This is a genomic window from Dermatophilus congolensis (genome assembly GCF_900447215.1).
Taxonomy (GTDB): Bacteria; Actinomycetota; Actinomycetes; order Actinomycetales; family Dermatophilaceae; genus Dermatophilus; species Dermatophilus congolensis_A.
In genome coordinates this window covers 1,192,754-1,209,195 of the sequence record NZ_UFYA01000001.1, presented here as the reverse complement: position 1 = coordinate 1,209,195, position 16,442 = coordinate 1,192,754, and the positions used below count along the sequence as shown (strand labels likewise).

Sequence of the window (16,442 nt, the reverse complement as noted above, 5' to 3'; positions counted from 1 at the left end):
TGATTGCCATTCACGCCATGTGAGGTATCCATTCGAGTGTGGGAGCGGCGCGAAGAGCGTGGATGCTGGGTGAGGTCACACTCTGTAAAGTCAGCGAAGAAAGGCGACTCGCCAAATGTGCTGGTACTCACCGGAACTGCTCTCCCGCTAGGGAATCTTGCCACCTAGAGTGACTGTATGAACACTCGACACGAAACCGACAGCATGGGGACCGTCGAGGTTCCTGCCGACCACTACTGGGGAGCCCAAACACAACGCAGCATCAACAACTTCCCCATCGGCCGCGACACCTTCATCTGGGGACGGTCAATGATCCGCGCCCTAGGCCACCTCAAACTCGCAGCCGCCCGCGCCAACCGCGAACTCGGCGAACTAGCCGCCCTGGACAACGCTGCCCTCGACGCACTCGAACAAGCCGCCCGCGAAGTCATCGACGGCCACCTCGACAACGACTTCCCCCTCGTTGTTTTTCAAACAGGCAGCGGCACCCAATCCAACATGAACGCCAACGAAGTAATCTCCAACCGCGCCATCGATATCCTCGGCGGTCACATGGGCACCAAAACCCCCATCCACCCCAACGACCACGTCAACCGCGGCCAAAGCAGCAACGACACCTTCCCCACGGCCATGCACATCGCCGTTGTCCTAGACCTGCACGAATTCCTCTACCAACAGGCCAGCAACCTACGCGACACCCTCGCCACCAAAAGCGAACAATTCACCGACGTCGTCAAAGTCGGACGCACCCACCTGCAAGACGCCACCCCCATCACACTCGGTCAAGAAATCAGCGGCTGGGTAGCCCAACTCGACCTTGCCCTCGCCAATATCCACCACGCTGAAAACGACATCCTCGACCTGGCCATCGGCGGCACAGCCGTGGGCACCGGCCTGAACGCACACCCACAATTCGGCGAACTCGCCGCAACAAAAATCGCTGAACAAACCGGACACCCATTCCGCCAATCCAGCAACTTATTCGCCTCCCTATCCGCCCATGACGCCCTCGTAGCCCTCAGCTCCGCCCTACGTGGCCTGGCCATGGCCTTGATGAAAATCGCCAACGACGTCCGCTGGCTCGCCTCCGGACCCCGCAACGGCATCGGTGAGATACGCATCCCCGAAAACGAACCCGGCAGCTCGATCATGCCCGGCAAAGTCAACCCCACCCAATGCGAAGCCATAACCATGGTCGCCACCCGCGTCTTCGGTAACGATGCCACCGTCGGATTCGCTGGAAGCCAAGGAAACTTCCAACTCAACGTCTACAAACCCGTCATGGCACACGCCGTACTCGAAAGCATCCGCCTCCTCGGCGATGCATGCGCAGCATTCACCGACCACTGCGCCACCGGAATCGAACCCAACCAGGAACGCATCGCCGCGGCCCTAGAGCTCAACCTCATGCAAGTAACCGCCCTCAACCCCCACATCGGCTACGACAAAGCAGCCAGCATCGCCAAAAAAGCCCACAAAGAAGGAACCACCCTCAAAGCCGCAGCCCTTAACCTCGGCTACCTCACCGCAGAAGAATTCGACGCCTGGGTTGTTCCCATCGACATGACCCACCCCCGCGAGGCGAGAAAAAACTGACATGGCCGACTCAATCAAAGACCCCGACCTCTACGAAAAACTCCGCGAAGAAGGCAACAGCAAAAGCAAAGCCGCCGCTATCGCCAACGCAGCAGCGGCCTCCTCTCGCGAAAAAATTGGCAGCAAAGGCGGAAAATCAGGCTCCTACGACGACTGGACTGTGGCAGAACTACGCAAACGAGCCACCGAACTCAATATCCGCGGACGCTCAACAATGAACAAAAACGAGCTCATCAACGCACTGCGAAACCACTAACCCGCGGGCATCACCTCGCCACAAACAAACACCTGAGGACAAAGCCAGGGGTGGCGCCGCAGCGCCGCGGGCCCCTGCACACATACCTGACCAACACCCAGCCACCCCGTAGACCTAGACTGGGCGGTGGCGCACGCACGCCTGGCCCCGACCCCGTTTCCTCAGGAGTTACCACACCCATGCTCACCGCCTCCGACATCGAACTGCGCGCAGGCGCTCAACTACTGCTACGCGGCGCAACCTTCCGCGTCGCAGCCGGAGACCGCATCGGGCTGGTAGGGCGCAACGGCGCAGGAAAAACCACACTCATGAAAACCCTCGCCGGATGGCGTAGCCCAGACAGCGGCCGCATCTCAGGCGCAGCAGACTTCGGATACCTACCCCAAGACCCCCGCGACGGCGACCTGGAAGAAATCGCCCGCGCCCGCATCCTGTCCGCCCGCGGCCTCGGCGACCTCGCACAACGCATGCGCGAAACCGAAGGACAAATGGCATCAGCGGTCCCCGAAACCGCCGAAGCAGCCATGGAACGCTACCCCAAACTCCAAGCACGCTTCGAAGCCGCAGGCGGATACGCCGCCGAATCCGAAGCCGCTGCCATCGCCTCCGCCCTTGGTCTGAGCGAAAAAGAACTCACCCGGCCTGTCGGCACCCTCTCCGGCGGACAACGCAGACGAGTCGAACTCTCCCGAATCCTCTTCTCTCAAGCCCACACCCTGCTTCTCGACGAACCCACCAACCACCTCGACGCCGACTCGATCGTGTGGCTACGCGAATACCTACGCAACTACGCAGGCGGCCTCATCGTCATCTCCCACGACGTTGAACTCCTCGACGCCGTCGTCAACAAGGTCTACTACCTCGACGCCAACCGACAAGTTCTCGACCAATACAACGTCGGCTGGAAAACCTACCTCCAGCAACGCGAAACAGACGAAAAACGACGACGCCGCGAGCGTCAAAACGCCGAGAAGAAAGCCGCCGCACTCAACGCTCAAGCTGAAAAAATGCGCGCCAAAGCAACCAAAGCAGTCGCTGCCCAGCAAATGCTCAAACGCGCCGAAAAAATCGTGTCATCACTTGAAGAAGTGCAAGTACACGACAAAGTGGCCAAACTCCGCTTCCCTGACCCAGTGCACTGCGGAAAAACACCGCTGCGCGCAAGCGGGCTCTCCAGGGCCTACGGCTCCCAAGAAGTATTCACCGATGTCGACCTCGCCATCGATAAAGGAAGCCGCGTTGTTGTCCTTGGGCTCAACGGTGCCGGTAAAACCACCCTGCTGAAAATCCTCTCCGGCAAAGACACCCCCGACACCGGGCAAGTCGAACCCGGCTACGGGCTACGCCTGGGCTACTACGCACAGGAACATGAAAACCTCGACGGCGAGGCCACCGTTTTGCAAAACATGGTCGCCTCCGCTCCTGACCTCACCGAAACAGAATGCCGAAAAATCCTCGGCTCCTTCCTTTTCTCCGGCGAAGCCGTCGACAAACCCGCCGGAGTGCTCTCCGGTGGTGAAAAAACGCGCCTCTCACTGGCCACCCTTGTCGTCTCTGGAGCCAACGTGCTCCTGCTAGACGAACCCACCAACAACCTCGACCCAGCCAGCCGCAAAGAAATCCTCGCCGCCCTGAGCAACTACAAAGGCGCAGTCGTTCTCGTCAGCCACGACGCTGGCGCAGTCGAAGCCCTCAACCCCGAACGCGTACTCCTCCTACCGGATGGAGTCGAAGACTTCTGGGGTCCGGACTACAAAGACCTCATCGAACTGGCCTAACAACCCCACCCGCTCGCTTCACTACACACCACCGAACAGTGAAGCGAGCGCCAAAATCAGGCCCTAGGCGTCCTCCTCATCCCAAATACGCGTTTTCTTCGGTTTAGGGGCCTTCGGGGTGAGGTGACCAGACAAAATCAACTCATCCCGCACCTCCCGCCGCACATAGACAAACACAATGACAAACCCCGCCAACGACCCCACCCACCACTGCAACGCATACGCAAAATGGGGCCCCAACCCCGTCTGCGGCGGCAACAACGGGTCAGGGCGCGCCGGAGACACCCCAGAACCATCCTGCTCACGTTCCAACACCACGTAAGCCCCCCGCAGCGGCAGCCCACTTTCCCGACGCATCCGCTCCACATCAATCGAACCCAACTGCCCCGCGGGAGTGTTCTCGTTAAACGCAGGTTCCCCCGGGCGCACCCAGCCAGACACACTCACCGGCCCCGACGGTGGCGCCGGAACCGAGGGCAACACATCCGCGCGCTCTCCATTAGCCACCCACCCACGATCTACCATCACCGCAGTGCCATCCTCTAAACGCAACGGCACCAAAACCTCATACCCATATGAACGATCCTGCGGACGATTACGCACCATGAAACGCGCACCAGGAACGTACTCACCCCGCATCTGCACATGACGCCACTCCTGGTCCTTACCCACCGCACCACCTGGATGCGCCGTTGTCGCAGGAACCACCTGCGACAACGGCCTCACTGGAGCTGAATAAAACGACTCCACCCGCTCCCGATTAGCCAGCTTGTCCTCATACCTACCCCACTGCCACTGCCCTAAAAACTGACACAACACAAAAAACGCCAACGCCACCGCAGTAGCCCCCAGCCACCGCGGCGTCAGCCACCTCATCACAACCGCACGTCCCACCCGCAGCACGTTACTCGCTCGAACCCCCTGCAACCCCGCCCCGCCTCTTCAGCACTTCTGAGGTCCGCCACCATGGCAACAAAAGGAACCTCCATGACATGATCCTTCAACGACCGAGAACCGGGCACCCCACTCACCGGCCGTAACCACCACCGGAGGAGACGAACCCCATGGCCAACGGCACCCCCGCCACCACGTCGACCAGCACCGGGCCCCTCGGCGACAGATTCGGCAGAACGGCACGCGACCTACGCGTCTCCCTCACTGACCACTGCAACCTACGCTGCACCTACTGCATGCCCGCCGAAGGGCTCCAATGGATGACCCGCGCACAAATGCTCACCGATGAAGAACTCACCCGCGTCGTTGCGATCTTCGTTGAAGCAGGAGTCACCAAAATCCGCCTCACCGGAGGAGAACCGCTCCTACGACCAGGCGTACCCGACCTCGTGCGTGCCTTCACCCAACTCACCCCCCGCCCCGACGTAGCCATGACCACCAACGCCGTCTTCCTTAAAAAACACGCCACCGCACTGGCTGAAGCAGGCCTAGACCGCGTCAACGTCAGCCTTGACACCATCGACCCCGACATCTTCCACCGCCTCACCCGACGCAACCGCCTTACCGATGTCATCGAAGGCCTTGAAGCTGCCGCTGAAGCAGGCCTAACCCCCATCAAAATCAATGCCGTCGCCATGCGCGGAATCAACGACCACGGCGTCACCGATCTCCTCGCCTGGTGCATCGAACGCGGCTATCAGCTGCGATTTATCGAACAAATGCCCCTCGATGCCCAACACGGCTGGGTCCGCGAAGACATGATCACCGCCGAAGAACTACGCAAAGAACTCCAAACCCGCTTTACCCTCACCCCTCTGAACGAAAACCGCGGAAGCTCACCCGCAGAGCACTACCTCGTCAACGAAGGCCCCGCCACCGTTGGCATCATCGCCTCAGTCACCGCGCCGTTCTGCCACGCCTGCGACCGCGTCCGCCTCACCGCCGACGGCATGGTGCGCAACTGCCTCTTCGCCCGCGGAGAAATGGACCTACGCACCCCCCTACGCGAGGGCGCCACCGACCGAGAACTCCTCTCCCTCATCCGCGGGGAAATGTGGCGCAAACTCCGCGGACACGGCATCGGCGAACCCGACTTCACCCAACCAGCCAGGCCAATGTCCTCCATTGGCGGCTAAAACACCCCACCGTCAACACCTCACCCAACCCACCACGAACGCCCCGACGCCGGCGGCACTTGCGAGCCCTCAGTAGAAGACCCAGCATCACGAACAGCGACCTGTGACCCCCCAGCGCCTCCCGAAGAACCAGGACCGATAGCCCGCGTCGGACGCTCAAAACTTCCACGCGAAGAACGTTTCTCCTGCATATTCGCCAACATCACCGCCGGATACGGCAACACCACCGCCAATGCAACAAAAACCCACGCCACCCACTGCAACTCAAAAACAAACCAAAACACATACGCCAACACAAACGAAGCCGTACGAATCCCCATCGAAATCAAATAGCCACGCACACGCCGGTCATGGTCCACCCTCGCAGATACCGGAGCATCCGAAATCGAATAAACGATCGGGCCATCCTGTTCGCTACGTGTCACCACTCCACGCTACTCCTACCCGCGAGTCACCGATACCCTCACCTCAACGGCCTTCACAGCCATAGACACAGGCTCGCCTCGCTCACGAACTACTCCCAGTCTCGTCCGAGCCACATAGAACAGAATCCAACACCGTCCCACGACGGAAATACCCAGAACGGAGACCCCATGACAGACGCGCGAACCGCCCTCATCACCGGAGGAAACCGCGGCATCGGCCTAGCCACCGCTCTGCGACTGCAAGAAGCTGGCTACCGCGTCGTGGTCGGCTCACGCTCCGGCCAAGCCCCCGAAGGCCTCGACGTAGTCACCCTCGATGTCTCCGACACCGACAGCGTCAATGACGGTTTCACTGCCGCCGAAGAACTCCTCGGCAGCCCCATCGAAATCCTCGTCGCCAACGCAGGAATCACCCGAGACATGCTCCTCATGCGCATGAAAGACGAAGACATCAACGACGTCCTAGACACCAACCTCGTCGGAGCCATCCGCTGCGCCCGCCGTGCCGCCAAAGGAATGCTCCGCCTCAAAAAAGGACGCATCGTCTTCATCTCCAGCATCGTTGGCACCAAAGGATCCCCAGGGCAAGTTAACTACGCCGCCAGCAAAGCCGGACTCATCGGCGCATCCCGCTCCCTCGCCCGCGAACTCGGCCCCCGATCCATTACCTCCAACGTGATCATGCCCGGCTTCATCGCCACCGACATGACCGACGAACTCCCCGAAGACCTCAAAGAGAGCTACCGCAAAGAAATCCCCCTCGGCCGCATGGGAGAAGCAACCGAAGTCGCCAACGCCGTAGAGTTCCTCGTCTCACCCGGCGCCTCCTACGTCAACGGCGTCGTCCTACCCGTCGACGGCGGATTCGCGATGGGAAGCTAACCAACCACGCCTTATCCCCTCACATCTGAAAGGAAACCCCACACACAATGCCGATCCTCGAAGGCAAAACCATCGCCATCACCGGCGTCCTCACCGAATCCTCAATCGCGTTCCACGTCGCCAAACTCGCCCAAGAACAGGGCGCAAACGTCATCCTCACCTCCTTCGGTCGCACGATGAAAATCACCAGCGCCATCGCCCGCCGACTGCCCAGCACCGCCCCCGTCATCGAACTCGACGCATCTAAACCCGAAGACTTCGAAGCCTTCGCTGACCGCATCGGCGAACACAGCGACCACCTCGACGGCGTACTGCACTCCATCGGATTCGCGCCCAAGCCCGCATTCGACTTCATCGACGCCACCTGGGAAGACGTAGCCCCCGCACTACACATCTCCGCCTACTCCCTCAAAGCACTCGCCGTCGCCGCCGAACCACTCATGCGCCCCGGCAGCGCCATCGTCGGGCTCACCCTCGATGCATCTGTTGCCTGGAACGGATACGACTGGATGGGTGTAGCTAAAGCCGCCTTCGAATCAACCTCACGCTACGTAGCCCGCGACATGGGACCCAAAGGCATCCGCTGCAACCTCATCGCAGCCGGCCCCATCAGCACCACCGCAGCAACATCCATCCCACAATTCTCCCGCTTCGCTGAATGGGGCGAACACTCCCCGCTGGGATGGGACATCAGTGACCCCGTGCCGGCAGCCAAAGGATGCATCGCCCTGTTGTCAGACTGGTTCCCCGCCACCACCGGTGAAATTGTCCATGTCGACGGCGGATTCCACTCTCTGGGCGGCTAAACCAACACACCACAAAGAGGAACACACAGTGGCGTGAGCAGCGAACAAAACCTCTGCTCACGCCACTGATGCATCTATCCAACCGTCACGTATCTCAGGAACTGTCTTGTGACGCCGATGAATCCGGCGACACGCCCACACAGTCTCACGGGCTGGAACACAGCAAGGTTGAAGATCATGACCACGACCGCAAACCCTCACCACGCCCTCGGCCGTGACGTATGGACAGCCGCCCGTCACCCCCTCGCACGATTTCTGCGCGGACTCGCCGCCGGAGAACCCATCCCTAACGACGGCGCCTGGACCCGAGTCACCCCCTGGGGGCCAAACATCCAAGCCATACTCTGCTTCGGCACCCACTCAATCCTGGCCGTCTCCTACGACTTCACCGACAACCAGCTCGAAGAAATAGGAGTCAACGGCGGCCCAGAAGCCACCAGCGCCCGCGTGCTCAACCACCTCGCCGGCCCCACAGGCTGGATCGGTGCACCCAACATGCTCATGCTTGCCGCCGGCACCGGAAACGAAAACGGCGACTCCGAACCCCTCGTCAGCCGCCCCGACCTCAACCAGCGACCCACCGTCGAAATCGCCCGCCGCACCATGACCGAAGTGCAAGTACTCGGCCACCCCAACCCCGAAGAACACGACGTCGTCGTCATCGGTAACGGCGTTGGAGGCCTACGCGGCATCGCTGTCGAAATCGCCCCCGAACGGCGAGGCCAAGGACACGGCCCCGACCTGCTCCACCGCGCCTTAGCCAGCATCCCAGAAAACGAAGTCATCGCCTCAGCAGTTTTCGCCGGTGACGCCGCCATGGCAGCAGCGTTCATGGCCGAAGGGTTCACCCACATCGGCAGCATCCAATACTTCAGCTCACGCCCCGAACGACGCTAACCAGCAGCAGCGGGGCCAGCAGCAGTGAAACAACCACAACAGCCAACCCCGCTCACCACATCACTCACTCCTGCGCGCGCACAACCGCACCCTTAGGAACCACCACCACACCGCCATCGCTGACATGCCAGCCCGCCGCACGATCCACCTCAGGATCCACACCCACCGTGGCGCCGGGTTCAACCACCACGTTTTTATCGAGGATCGCGCGGCGAATAGTTGCCTTACGCCCCACCTTCACGTTGTCCAACAACACCGAATGATCCACCTCGCTGTAGCTGTTTACCAGCACATTCGGTGAGATCACCGACCCATTGACTTTGCCACCAGAAATGATCGTCCCGTGGGAAGTGACCGAGTTCAGCGCCTCCCCACGACGCCCCTCCTCGTTATGCACGAACTTCGCCGGCGGGTACGGCACCGACATGCTCGTAAACAACGGCCAGTCGTAGTTGTACAGGTTGAAGATCGGCTCTATCTGGATCAGATCCATGTTTGCCTCGTAGTACGAGTCGATCGTGCCCACATCACGCCAATACGCCCGGTCTCGATCGGTAGCGCCAGGGATCTCGTTGTTGTTGAAGTCGTAAACGAACCCCTCACCACGGTCAACGAAATGAGGAACGATGTCCCCGCCCATGTCGTGGTCGCTGTCCTCATTCTCCGCGTCTTGCATAATCACATCGCGCAGCACGTCAGCGTCGAAAACATAGTTGCCCATTGAGGCGAGAACTTCCTCCGGAGAGTCAGGCAAACCCTTAGCATCCGTTGGTTTTTCCCGCCATGCGCCAATCTTGCAGTTATCGGCCTCATCGACCTCGATCACACCGAACTGGTCACCCAACGCAATCGGCTGACGAATCGCCGCGACGGTGATGCCCGCACCCGTCTCGACGTGTTGCTCAACCATCTGGCTGAAATCCATGCGGTAGACGTGATCAGCGCCAACCACCACAACGATGTCAGGCCGCTCATCGTCCAGAGTGTTCAAGCTCTGATAAATCGCATCAGCGCTGCCCATGTACCACTGCTTCCCCTTGCGCTGCTGCGCAGGGATAGGAGCCACATAGTTACCGAGCATGTTTGACATCCGCCACGTGCGCGAAATGTGCCGGTCAAGGGAATGAGATTTGTATTGTGTGAGCACGACCACCTTCAGGTAGCCGGAGTTCACGACGTTACTGAGAGCAAAGTCGATGAGGCGATATACGCCCCCAAAGGGGACCGCAGGTTTTGCCCGATCAGCAGTGAGCGGCATGAGTCGTTTGCCTTCACCGCCAGCCAGGACGATAGCCAAAACGTTGGGGTTGCGTTTCTTGGTCGTGGGCATGCCTCGAATCTAGTGATATTCCGCCCGCTGGTGTTCCGCGTGGACAAATGCGAACACCTCAGTGATCACGCTGTGGCACAGCGGGAATGGAGCCGGGGTGCAGAGACGTTCTACGAGTTCACTCACGAACGAGTCAGCTCTGACAGCTAGCTGCGACCAAGGGCAACAGGCGCATAAGGTCACCGTGTGCGAGCAGATATTTTGTCCAAGGAATACCCGCCGAATGTGTACGGCGGAGCCGGTGTCCATGTCGAAGAACTAGTTAAGGCTTTGCGGGCACGGGGTGATATCGATGTGCGAGTTCGTGCATTCGGTGACCCCGTCGATGAACCAGGAACCAGCGGCTACCCCGAACTGCCCGAACTAGCGCAGGCAAACGGCGCTATCCGAACCCTAGGCCAGGACCTTGCGATAGCAGCTGACGTTGTTGGCGCTGACCTTGTTCATAGCCACACGTGGTACGCGAACATGGCTGGCCATCTCGGATCTGTGCTGGCAGGGATTCCGCACGTAGTGTCAGCACACAGCCTGGAGCCATTACGGCCATGGAAAGCAGAGCAGCTCGGCGGCGGCTATCGTGTTTCTAGCTGGATCGAGAAAACAGCCTACGAAGCCGCCGCGGCCGTGATCGCAGTCAGCCACGGCATGCGCGCCGACATCCTTAAGTGCTACCCCGGCCTAGACCCAGACAAAGTCAAGGTGGTGCACAACGGTATTGACGCGCACAAATGGGCCCCGGATCACTCAGATGCAGGCAAAGACCTTGTTCGCTCTCTAGGGGTGAACCCCGATGCTCGCTCAATCGTGTTTGTGGGCCGCCAAACCCGTCAGAAAGGGTTGCCGTACATGCTGCGTGCGGCGAAGTCGTTGCCACCAGATGTGCAGCTGGTTTTGTGCGCTGGCGCCCCTGACACTCCCGAAATCGGGGCCGAGATCGCTGCTTTGATGAAAGAACTGCAGGATACGCGCCAAGGCGTGGTGTACATCCCTGAGCATCTTCCACGTCACAAGGTGATTGCGTTGGAAACGAACGCCACCGTGTTCGCATGCCCCTCGATTTATGAACCGCTGGGAATCGTGAACTTGGAGGCGATGGCATGCGAAGCGGCCGTGGTGGCCACCGCAACTGGCGGCATCCCGGAGGTTGTTGTTGATGGCCAGACCGGGTGGCTGGTCGATATCGAGCAGGTCGATGATGGATCAGGAACTCCAGTTGATGAGGATGCTTGGGTTCACGATTTGGGCAATGCTTTGAATGAGGCTGTCGCTGACCCGCAGGAGGCGCGGCGTCGAGGTGCTGCTGGTCGAGCGCGGGCGGTGGAACAGTTCTCGTGGGACTCCATCGGCGATAAGACGATGCAGGTGTATGAATCTGTGCTCGTGTAGGTGAGTGGTACTGCTGTTGTTCTTGTGGGAGCGGAGATGGTTTGGTTCTTTTCTGACTCCCGCAGGGACAGGGCCTAGTCGTCTTCGGGGTGGTTATTGCGCAGCCCGGCAAGGGTGAGGGCGGCGATGCAGGTAGCTGAAGCGAGTGCGGTGTCGGCGGCGATGGTGAGCCTGCGGAGTGCTTCGGCGCGGCGGTTTACTTGCTCGAGAGCGCCGTCGTCAGGCATCGCTAGTCCAAGGCGTGCCATATGTCCGAGTGTGGCGGCTTCATCAATAACGGCGCGGTGGCTTTCGGGTAGTGTATCAGGCAGGTAGGAGTTGCCGGTGTCCAGTGTGGCCTCAGCTAGGTCGCGTAGGCCGCGTGACTGCCAGGGCAAGTGTGCTTCGGCGAGGAGAGCTAAGGCGTTTTCGCGTTCGCTGGCTAGGGTGTGGCGAGTGTCACGTAGGGAGAGTGCTTCGAGTTGCCAGGTGGGGGTGGCGTTCGTTTCGTAGATCTTCCAGTGGACTGTCGGTCCGGTGGAGGTTTCGGGGCGGGGGCGTTGGGCGTCGGGGATGCCGGGTTGGTTATCCCATCCGAAGGGGACGAGCGCGTTTCCGAGGGTGGGGGCAAAGACGCATTCGTTAGCTGTGGTTGCTGCTGAGAGTAAGGCGGAGGAGCCGTGAGGGCAGAGGGTGGGGTGACCGGGGTGGGGGAGCGCCGCCAGGACGACACGTTCGCCTAGGTCTGCCCAGGTTTCGATATGGGATCGTATGGGTTCTGTGGTGTCGATGTCGGGGGCGATGAGCCGGTCTAGGGCTGCGGAGGGTAGGTGGCCAGTGAGGACGCGGGTTCCCCATAGGGCGAGTCTGATGGAGGCGGGGATGGGTGGCACGTGGTCATGGTAGGGGTGGTTGAGGAGGGGCCCAAGTGTGCGCGAGCGGACCACCATCTCGCATATGGTTTTTCGCATGAGCGATGTTCTGGACTTTTCCGAGGTGGGTGTGGTGCGGGGCGCCACCACGATCCTTCGTGACATTACGTGGTCGGTGGAGGAAGGCGAGAGGTGGATCATGCTTGGCCCCAATGGGGCAGGGAAGTCCACGTTGTTGCAGATTGCTGCGGGGCGTCTGCACCCCAGTTCTGGTGTTGCTGGGGTGTTGGACGAGGTGTTGGGCGCGGTGGATGTGTTTGAGCTGCGCGGCCGTATCGGTTTGGCGAGTTCTTCTGTGTCTGAGCGGATTCCAGCTCGAGAGACGGCTTTGGATGTTGTGCGGACTGCTTCATACAACCGTGTCGGGCGTTGGCATGAGCAGTACGAGGGTGTTGACACCGGTCGCGCGGAACGGTTGCTGGAGGCATTGGGGATGTCCCATTTTGCTGACCGTCCCTACGGCAAATTGTCTGACGGTGAGCGTAAGCGAGTGCAAATCGCACGATCGTTGATGACTAACCCGGAGTTGTTGCTTCTTGACGAGCCCACTTCTGGTTTGGATTTGGGCGGCCGTGAAGATTTGATCGCCCGGTTGAGTGCGTTTGCCCATGATGTGACCGCTCCGGCGATGGTGATGGTGACACACCACGTGGAAGAGATCCCACCGGGCTTCACAGATGCTTTGCTGTTGAAGGAAGGCAGCATCGTGGCGGCAGGTCCGCTGGAATCGGTGTTGACGAACGAGAACTTGTCGGAGGCGTTCGGGCTGTCGTTGACGGTGGAGCGTCGCGGTGACCGCTGGACGGCTTACGCGAACAGTTAAGGAGCCGAGCCAGCCCTACCCGTAGGAGGGCGCTGTGGAGAATCTTCCAGAGTGGTTGGTTCACAACGCGTGGGCGGCGTGGCTTGGTGCTGCGTTAATCCTTGCGGGGGTGGAGCTGGCGAGCGCTGATTTTGTGTTTCTCATGCTGGCGGCGGGTGCTTTCGCCGCCAGCATGACTGCTTTTGTGGTGGGTGCGCCGGGCCAGGTAGTGGTTTTCGCTGTGGTGGCGGTGTCGTTGATTTTCACGGTGCGGCCGGTGCTGAAGCAGCGGTTTTTAGCGTCGTTGCCGCAGTTCGCCTCGGGTAAGGAGGCGTATGTGGGGCGCCGTGGGGTGGTGGTGGAAGAGGTCACTGACTGTGGGGGCCAGGTGAAGGTTGATGGTGAGGTGTGGTCGGCGCGGTGGGCTGAAGGCGCGAGGGTGTTACCTGGCGCAGTGGGAGCTTGGGTGCAAGTGTCGGGGGTTGATGGGGTGACGCTGCTGGTGGTTCCGCATGTGGGGCCACAGGACGCGGTTTCTGGCGTGGGTGACTGATTTTGTGTGTTGTTTTTGTTTGCCGTCACTGGCGGTGGATGTTGAGTGCAATTGTGCTTGGTAGCTAGTTGTAGATGTTTTCGGGGAAGGATTTTGGCGTGGTAGCTACCATTATTTTGTTGCTGTTTTTAGCGGTGGCGGTTCTTTTGGTCGTGAAGTCGATCAAGATTGTTCCGCAGCAGACGTCGCTGATCATTGAACGGTTGGGGCGGTATTCACGGACGCTGGATGGCGGTATTTACGTCTTGGTGCCGTTTGTGGACACAGTTCGGGCGGGGATTGACTTGCGTGAGCAGGTGGTTTCGTTCCCGCCTCAGCCGGTGATCACCTCAGACAACCTGGTGGTCAACATTGACACGGTGATTTATTACTCGGTGATTGACCCTAAAAGCGCGATTTATGGGATCGCGAATTTCATTCAGGGTATTGAGCAGTTGACGGTCACGACGTTGCGGAACGTGATCGGTGCGATGGATTTGGAACAGACGTTGACTAGCCGTGATCAGATCAATGGCCAGTTGCGTGGTGTTTTGGATGAGGCGACCGGTAAGTGGGGGATCCGTGTGGCCCGGGTGGAGCTGAAGAGCATTGAACCGCCCGCGTCGGTGCAGGACTCGATGGAGAAGCAGATGCGTGCTGAGCGGGATCGGCGGGCAGCGATTTTGACGGCTGAGGGTGTGAAGCAGTCAGCGATTTTGAAGGCCGAGGGTGAAAAGCAGGCGGCCATTTTGAAGGCCGAGGGTGATGCCCAGTCGAAGGTGTTGGAAGCTCAGGGGCAGGCACGAGCAATCCAGCAGGTGTTTGATGCGATTCACCGCGGTAAACCTGATCAGCAGTTGTTGGCGTACAAGTATTTGGAAGTGTTACCGCAGATCGCGCAGGGTGACTCCAACAAAATGTGGGTTGTTCCAGGTGAGTTCACTGAGGCGTTGCGCGGGTTCGCGGGGGCTTTCGGCGGGAAGAACGGCCCGACGTTCCCTGCTGCGAGTAGCGGCAACACGCCGAAGTACACCGATGACGTACCAGAGGACAATCCGTTCGTGGATACGGATTTGGAGGATCCGCGGGAGGCGCTACGCCGGGCTCGTGAGGAAGTTCAGCGTTCAGAGGCAGAGGTGCACGACAGTGAGGCCCGCATGCGTGGGCAGCGACCGTGAGGTGAGGCCAGGGAACGTTTCGGCGGGGCGCGGTGTGGGTCGATAAGGTCCGTTCGTGCCGATCACTATCACTGATCCCGCCGATGAACGGGTCCGCGACTATTTTTCTTTGACTGATGTGAACCTGCGCCGTGCTCTTGAGCCTGCAGGCGGTTTGTATATGGCCGAGAGCGAGAAGGTGTTGCGGAGGGCGTTGGCGGTGGGGCATCGCCCTCGCTCGCTGCTGTTAGCTCCGCGGTGGGTGAATGAGCTGTCTGATCTCGTGGCTCAATTCGAGGGCGAGTCAGTGCCGGTGTTTGTGGGGGAGCATGAGGTCATCGAGGCGATGACAGGATTCCATCTACATCGGGGTGTGTTGGCGGCGATGCACCGCCCGCAGTTGCCCTCGGTTGAGGATGTTGTCCGGGGTGCGCGGCGGTTGGTGGTGTTGGAAGACATTGTTGATCACACGAATGTGGGGGCGATTTTCCGGTCCGCTGCGGCGTTGGGTGTCGATGGCGTGTTGGTGACGCCTAGGTGCGCTGATCCTCTGTACCGCCGGAGCGTGCGGGTGTCGATGGGGAATGTGTTGAATGTGCCGTGGACGCGGATTGAGCAGTGGCCTGCTGGGGCGGATTGTTTACGGCAGTGGGGGGTGTCGGTGGCGTCGTTTGCGTTGTCGGATGATTCGGTGACGCTGGATGAGTTGGCTGCTGATCCGCCGGAGCGGTTGGCGCTGGTGCTGGGCACTGAGGGGGATGGGCTGCAGCAGCGCACGTTGGCTAAGAGTGACGTGGTGGTGCGTATCCCGATGGGGCATGGTGTTGATTCGTTGAATGTGGCTGCGGCTTCAGCGGTGGCTATGTGGGCGTTGCGGGTGCGTTGAACGTCTCGTAAAAGATTGGCGGCAAGCCTGAATCGGGCGGGCTGTCTTCAGGCTTGCCGCTGGTTCATGTTGGTGAGAGCAGGGGCATGAGCTCGCTGTTCCGTACAGCCTGGTTTTTGTTAGTGGTGCGGTTAGGCGGGGATGGCGTATGTGCCGGTGAGTACTGCGCGTCCCACAACGTGTGTGAGTGCGAAGAAGTGGGCCTTGGCGGGGGAGAAGTCAGCGGTGATCCCGATTTCTTCGGCGGTGGCGTCCAGGGCTGTGACGGCAAAAAAGTATCGGTGCGGGCGGTCGCCCGCGGGGGGAGCTGCTCCTCCGAAGCCGGCGTATCCGTAGTCGTTGTTGAGGTGGAAGGCGCCAGCGGGGAGTTCTTCGCCGCCTTCGGCGCCAGCGTTGGCGTGCAAGCAAGTGGCGTTTCCGGGAATACCTACGGCAACCCAGTGCCAGAACCCTGAGGGGGTGGGGGCGTCAGGGTCGAAACAGGTGATCATGAATGATTTGGTGCCCGCGGGGGCGTCGTGCCAGGAAAGTTCGGGGGAGAGGTTATCGGTGCTGAAGTCCGCGGATTTGGGTAGGTCGCTGCCGTCTTTGAAGTCGACGCTGGTCAACGCGAATGGCGGCACGACGGGAAGCATGCTGTAGGGGTCGGGTGGGATAGGGCGTTCGAGGCTCATATCTTCACCCTAGGGGGTGAGTTGCGGCTGCGTC

Annotated in this window: 17 protein-coding genes; 12 read left to right on the top strand and 5 right to left on the bottom strand. The window is 60.3% G+C overall.

Annotated elements, in window-relative coordinates; translation table 11 throughout:
• The first annotated feature begins 177 nt into the window (after positions 1–177).
• The 3 genes from fumC (at position 178) to DXZ77_RS05165 (ending at position 3,630) form a co-directional block, all read left to right on the top strand.
• Positions 178–1,596 carry a class II fumarate hydratase gene (fumC, locus tag DXZ77_RS05175; RefSeq protein ID WP_115030502.1) on the top strand — a complete coding sequence of 473 codons (1,419 nt, stop codon included), beginning with the start codon at positions 178–180 and terminating at the stop codon, positions 1,594–1,596.
• 1 nt (position 1,597) lies between these two features.
• On the top strand, positions 1,598–1,852 hold the full coding sequence (locus DXZ77_RS05170) for a DUF7218 family protein (RefSeq protein ID WP_115030499.1): 255 nt from the start codon (positions 1,598–1,600) through the stop codon (positions 1,850–1,852).
• A 179-nt stretch (positions 1,853–2,031) separates the two neighbouring features.
• Positions 2,032–3,630, top strand: a complete 1,599-nt coding sequence (locus tag DXZ77_RS05165; protein WP_115030497.1) for an ABC-F family ATP-binding cassette domain-containing protein — start codon at positions 2,032–2,034, stop codon at positions 3,628–3,630.
• A gap of 63 nt (positions 3,631–3,693) precedes the next feature.
• Here the strand turns inward: DXZ77_RS05165 and DXZ77_RS05160 are convergent, their stop codons facing one another.
• Complete coding sequence (locus DXZ77_RS05160) at positions 3,694–4,506, bottom strand: SURF1 family cytochrome oxidase biogenesis protein (RefSeq protein ID WP_115032596.1); 813 nt, start codon at positions 4,504–4,506, stop codon at positions 3,694–3,696.
• Positions 4,507–4,694: 188 nt separating this feature from the next.
• Between DXZ77_RS05160 and moaA the strand changes: the two genes are divergently transcribed.
• Positions 4,695–5,720: a GTP 3',8-cyclase MoaA gene (gene moaA / locus DXZ77_RS05155; RefSeq protein ID WP_115030495.1), complete on the top strand. Its 1,026-nt coding sequence runs from the start codon at positions 4,695–4,697 to the stop codon at positions 5,718–5,720.
• A 20-nt stretch (positions 5,721–5,740) separates the two neighbouring features.
• Here the strand turns inward: moaA and DXZ77_RS05150 are convergent, their stop codons facing one another.
• Entirely contained in the window at positions 5,741–6,145 is a 405-nt protein-coding gene (locus tag DXZ77_RS05150; RefSeq protein WP_181816038.1) for a DUF3099 domain-containing protein, read from the bottom strand.
• Positions 6,146–6,313: 168 nt separating this feature from the next.
• Here DXZ77_RS05150 and fabG point away from each other — a divergent pair, with 168 nt between their 5' ends.
• The 3 genes from fabG (at position 6,314) to DXZ77_RS05135 (ending at position 8,730) form a co-directional block, all read left to right on the top strand.
• The gene (gene fabG, locus DXZ77_RS05145; RefSeq protein ID WP_115030491.1) at positions 6,314–7,027 is read left to right on the top strand and encodes a 3-oxoacyl-ACP reductase FabG; all 714 of its coding nucleotides are present in this window, start codon (positions 6,314–6,316) and stop codon (positions 7,025–7,027) included.
• Positions 7,028–7,074: 47 nt separating this feature from the next.
• On the top strand, positions 7,075–7,833 hold the full coding sequence (gene fabI / locus DXZ77_RS05140) for an enoyl-ACP reductase FabI (RefSeq protein ID WP_115030490.1): 759 nt from the start codon (positions 7,075–7,077) through the stop codon (positions 7,831–7,833).
• Between the two features lie 177 nt (positions 7,834–8,010).
• A complete protein-coding gene (locus DXZ77_RS05135) occupies positions 8,011–8,730 on the top strand; it encodes an N-acetyltransferase (RefSeq protein WP_115030488.1) in 720 nt (239 codons plus the stop codon).
• A gap of 64 nt (positions 8,731–8,794) precedes the next feature.
• Here DXZ77_RS05135 and glgC read toward each other — a convergent pair whose 3' ends face one another.
• Positions 8,795–10,060, bottom strand: coding sequence for a glucose-1-phosphate adenylyltransferase (gene glgC / locus DXZ77_RS05130; RefSeq protein WP_115030486.1), 1,266 nt, complete (start codon positions 10,058–10,060; stop codon positions 8,795–8,797).
• 186 nt (positions 10,061–10,246) lie between these two features.
• Here glgC and glgA point away from each other — a divergent pair, with 186 nt between their 5' ends.
• Positions 10,247–11,446 (top strand): glycogen synthase, encoded by a 1,200-nt coding sequence (gene glgA / locus DXZ77_RS05125; RefSeq protein WP_115030484.1) that lies wholly within the window; start codon positions 10,247–10,249, stop codon positions 11,444–11,446.
• A 74-nt stretch (positions 11,447–11,520) separates the two neighbouring features.
• Here the strand turns inward: glgA and DXZ77_RS05120 are convergent, their stop codons facing one another.
• Positions 11,521–12,318 (bottom strand): Rv1486c family protein, encoded by a 798-nt coding sequence (locus DXZ77_RS05120; RefSeq protein ID WP_147279198.1) that lies wholly within the window; start codon positions 12,316–12,318, stop codon positions 11,521–11,523.
• A 76-nt stretch (positions 12,319–12,394) separates the two neighbouring features.
• Here DXZ77_RS05120 and DXZ77_RS05115 point away from each other — a divergent pair, with 76 nt between their 5' ends.
• The 4 genes from DXZ77_RS05115 to DXZ77_RS05100 all read left to right on the top strand — a co-directional run bounded on the left by DXZ77_RS05115 (position 12,395) and on the right by DXZ77_RS05100 (position 15,734).
• Positions 12,395–13,180 carry an ABC transporter ATP-binding protein gene (locus DXZ77_RS05115; RefSeq protein ID WP_115030480.1) on the top strand — a complete coding sequence of 262 codons (786 nt, stop codon included), beginning with the start codon at positions 12,395–12,397 and terminating at the stop codon, positions 13,178–13,180.
• A gap of 34 nt (positions 13,181–13,214) precedes the next feature.
• A complete protein-coding gene (locus DXZ77_RS05110; RefSeq protein WP_115030478.1) occupies positions 13,215–13,712 on the top strand; it encodes an NfeD family protein in 498 nt (165 codons plus the stop codon).
• A 98-nt stretch (positions 13,713–13,810) separates the two neighbouring features.
• On the top strand, positions 13,811–14,869 hold the full coding sequence (locus DXZ77_RS05105; protein WP_258553145.1) for an SPFH domain-containing protein: 1,059 nt from the start codon (positions 13,811–13,813) through the stop codon (positions 14,867–14,869).
• 55 nt (positions 14,870–14,924) lie between these two features.
• Entirely contained in the window at positions 14,925–15,734 is an 810-nt protein-coding gene (locus DXZ77_RS05100) for a TrmH family RNA methyltransferase (RefSeq protein ID WP_115030475.1), read from the top strand.
• A gap of 131 nt (positions 15,735–15,865) precedes the next feature.
• On the opposite strand, the gene DXZ77_RS05095 is transcribed toward DXZ77_RS05100, so the two are convergent.
• Complete coding sequence (locus DXZ77_RS05095; RefSeq protein WP_115030473.1) at positions 15,866–16,408, bottom strand: YbhB/YbcL family Raf kinase inhibitor-like protein; 543 nt, start codon at positions 16,406–16,408, stop codon at positions 15,866–15,868.
• Positions 16,409–16,442 lie beyond the last annotated feature (34 nt).

Coding starts and splice junctions, on each gene's coding strand:
- fumC (WP_115030502.1), top strand. CDS start 178: ATGAACACTCGACACGAAACCGACAGCATGGGGACCGTCGAGGTTCCT.
- DXZ77_RS05170 (WP_115030499.1), top strand. CDS start 1,598: ATGGCCGACTCAATCAAAGACCCCGACCTCTACGAAAAACTCCGCGAA.
- DXZ77_RS05165 (WP_115030497.1), top strand. CDS start 2,032: ATGCTCACCGCCTCCGACATCGAACTGCGCGCAGGCGCTCAACTACTG.
- DXZ77_RS05160 (WP_115032596.1), bottom strand. CDS start 4,506: ATGAGGTGGCTGACGCCGCGGTGGCTGGGGGCTACTGCGGTGGCGTTG.
- moaA (WP_115030495.1), top strand. CDS start 4,695: ATGGCCAACGGCACCCCCGCCACCACGTCGACCAGCACCGGGCCCCTC.
- fabG (WP_115030491.1), top strand. CDS start 6,314: ATGACAGACGCGCGAACCGCCCTCATCACCGGAGGAAACCGCGGCATC.
- fabI (WP_115030490.1), top strand. CDS start 7,075: ATGCCGATCCTCGAAGGCAAAACCATCGCCATCACCGGCGTCCTCACC.
- DXZ77_RS05135 (WP_115030488.1), top strand. CDS start 8,011: ATGACCACGACCGCAAACCCTCACCACGCCCTCGGCCGTGACGTATGG.
- glgC (WP_115030486.1), bottom strand. CDS start 10,060: ATGCCCACGACCAAGAAACGCAACCCCAACGTTTTGGCTATCGTCCTG.
- DXZ77_RS05115 (WP_115030480.1), top strand. CDS start 12,395: ATGAGCGATGTTCTGGACTTTTCCGAGGTGGGTGTGGTGCGGGGCGCC.
- DXZ77_RS05095 (WP_115030473.1), bottom strand. CDS start 16,408: ATGAGCCTCGAACGCCCTATCCCACCCGACCCCTACAGCATGCTTCCC.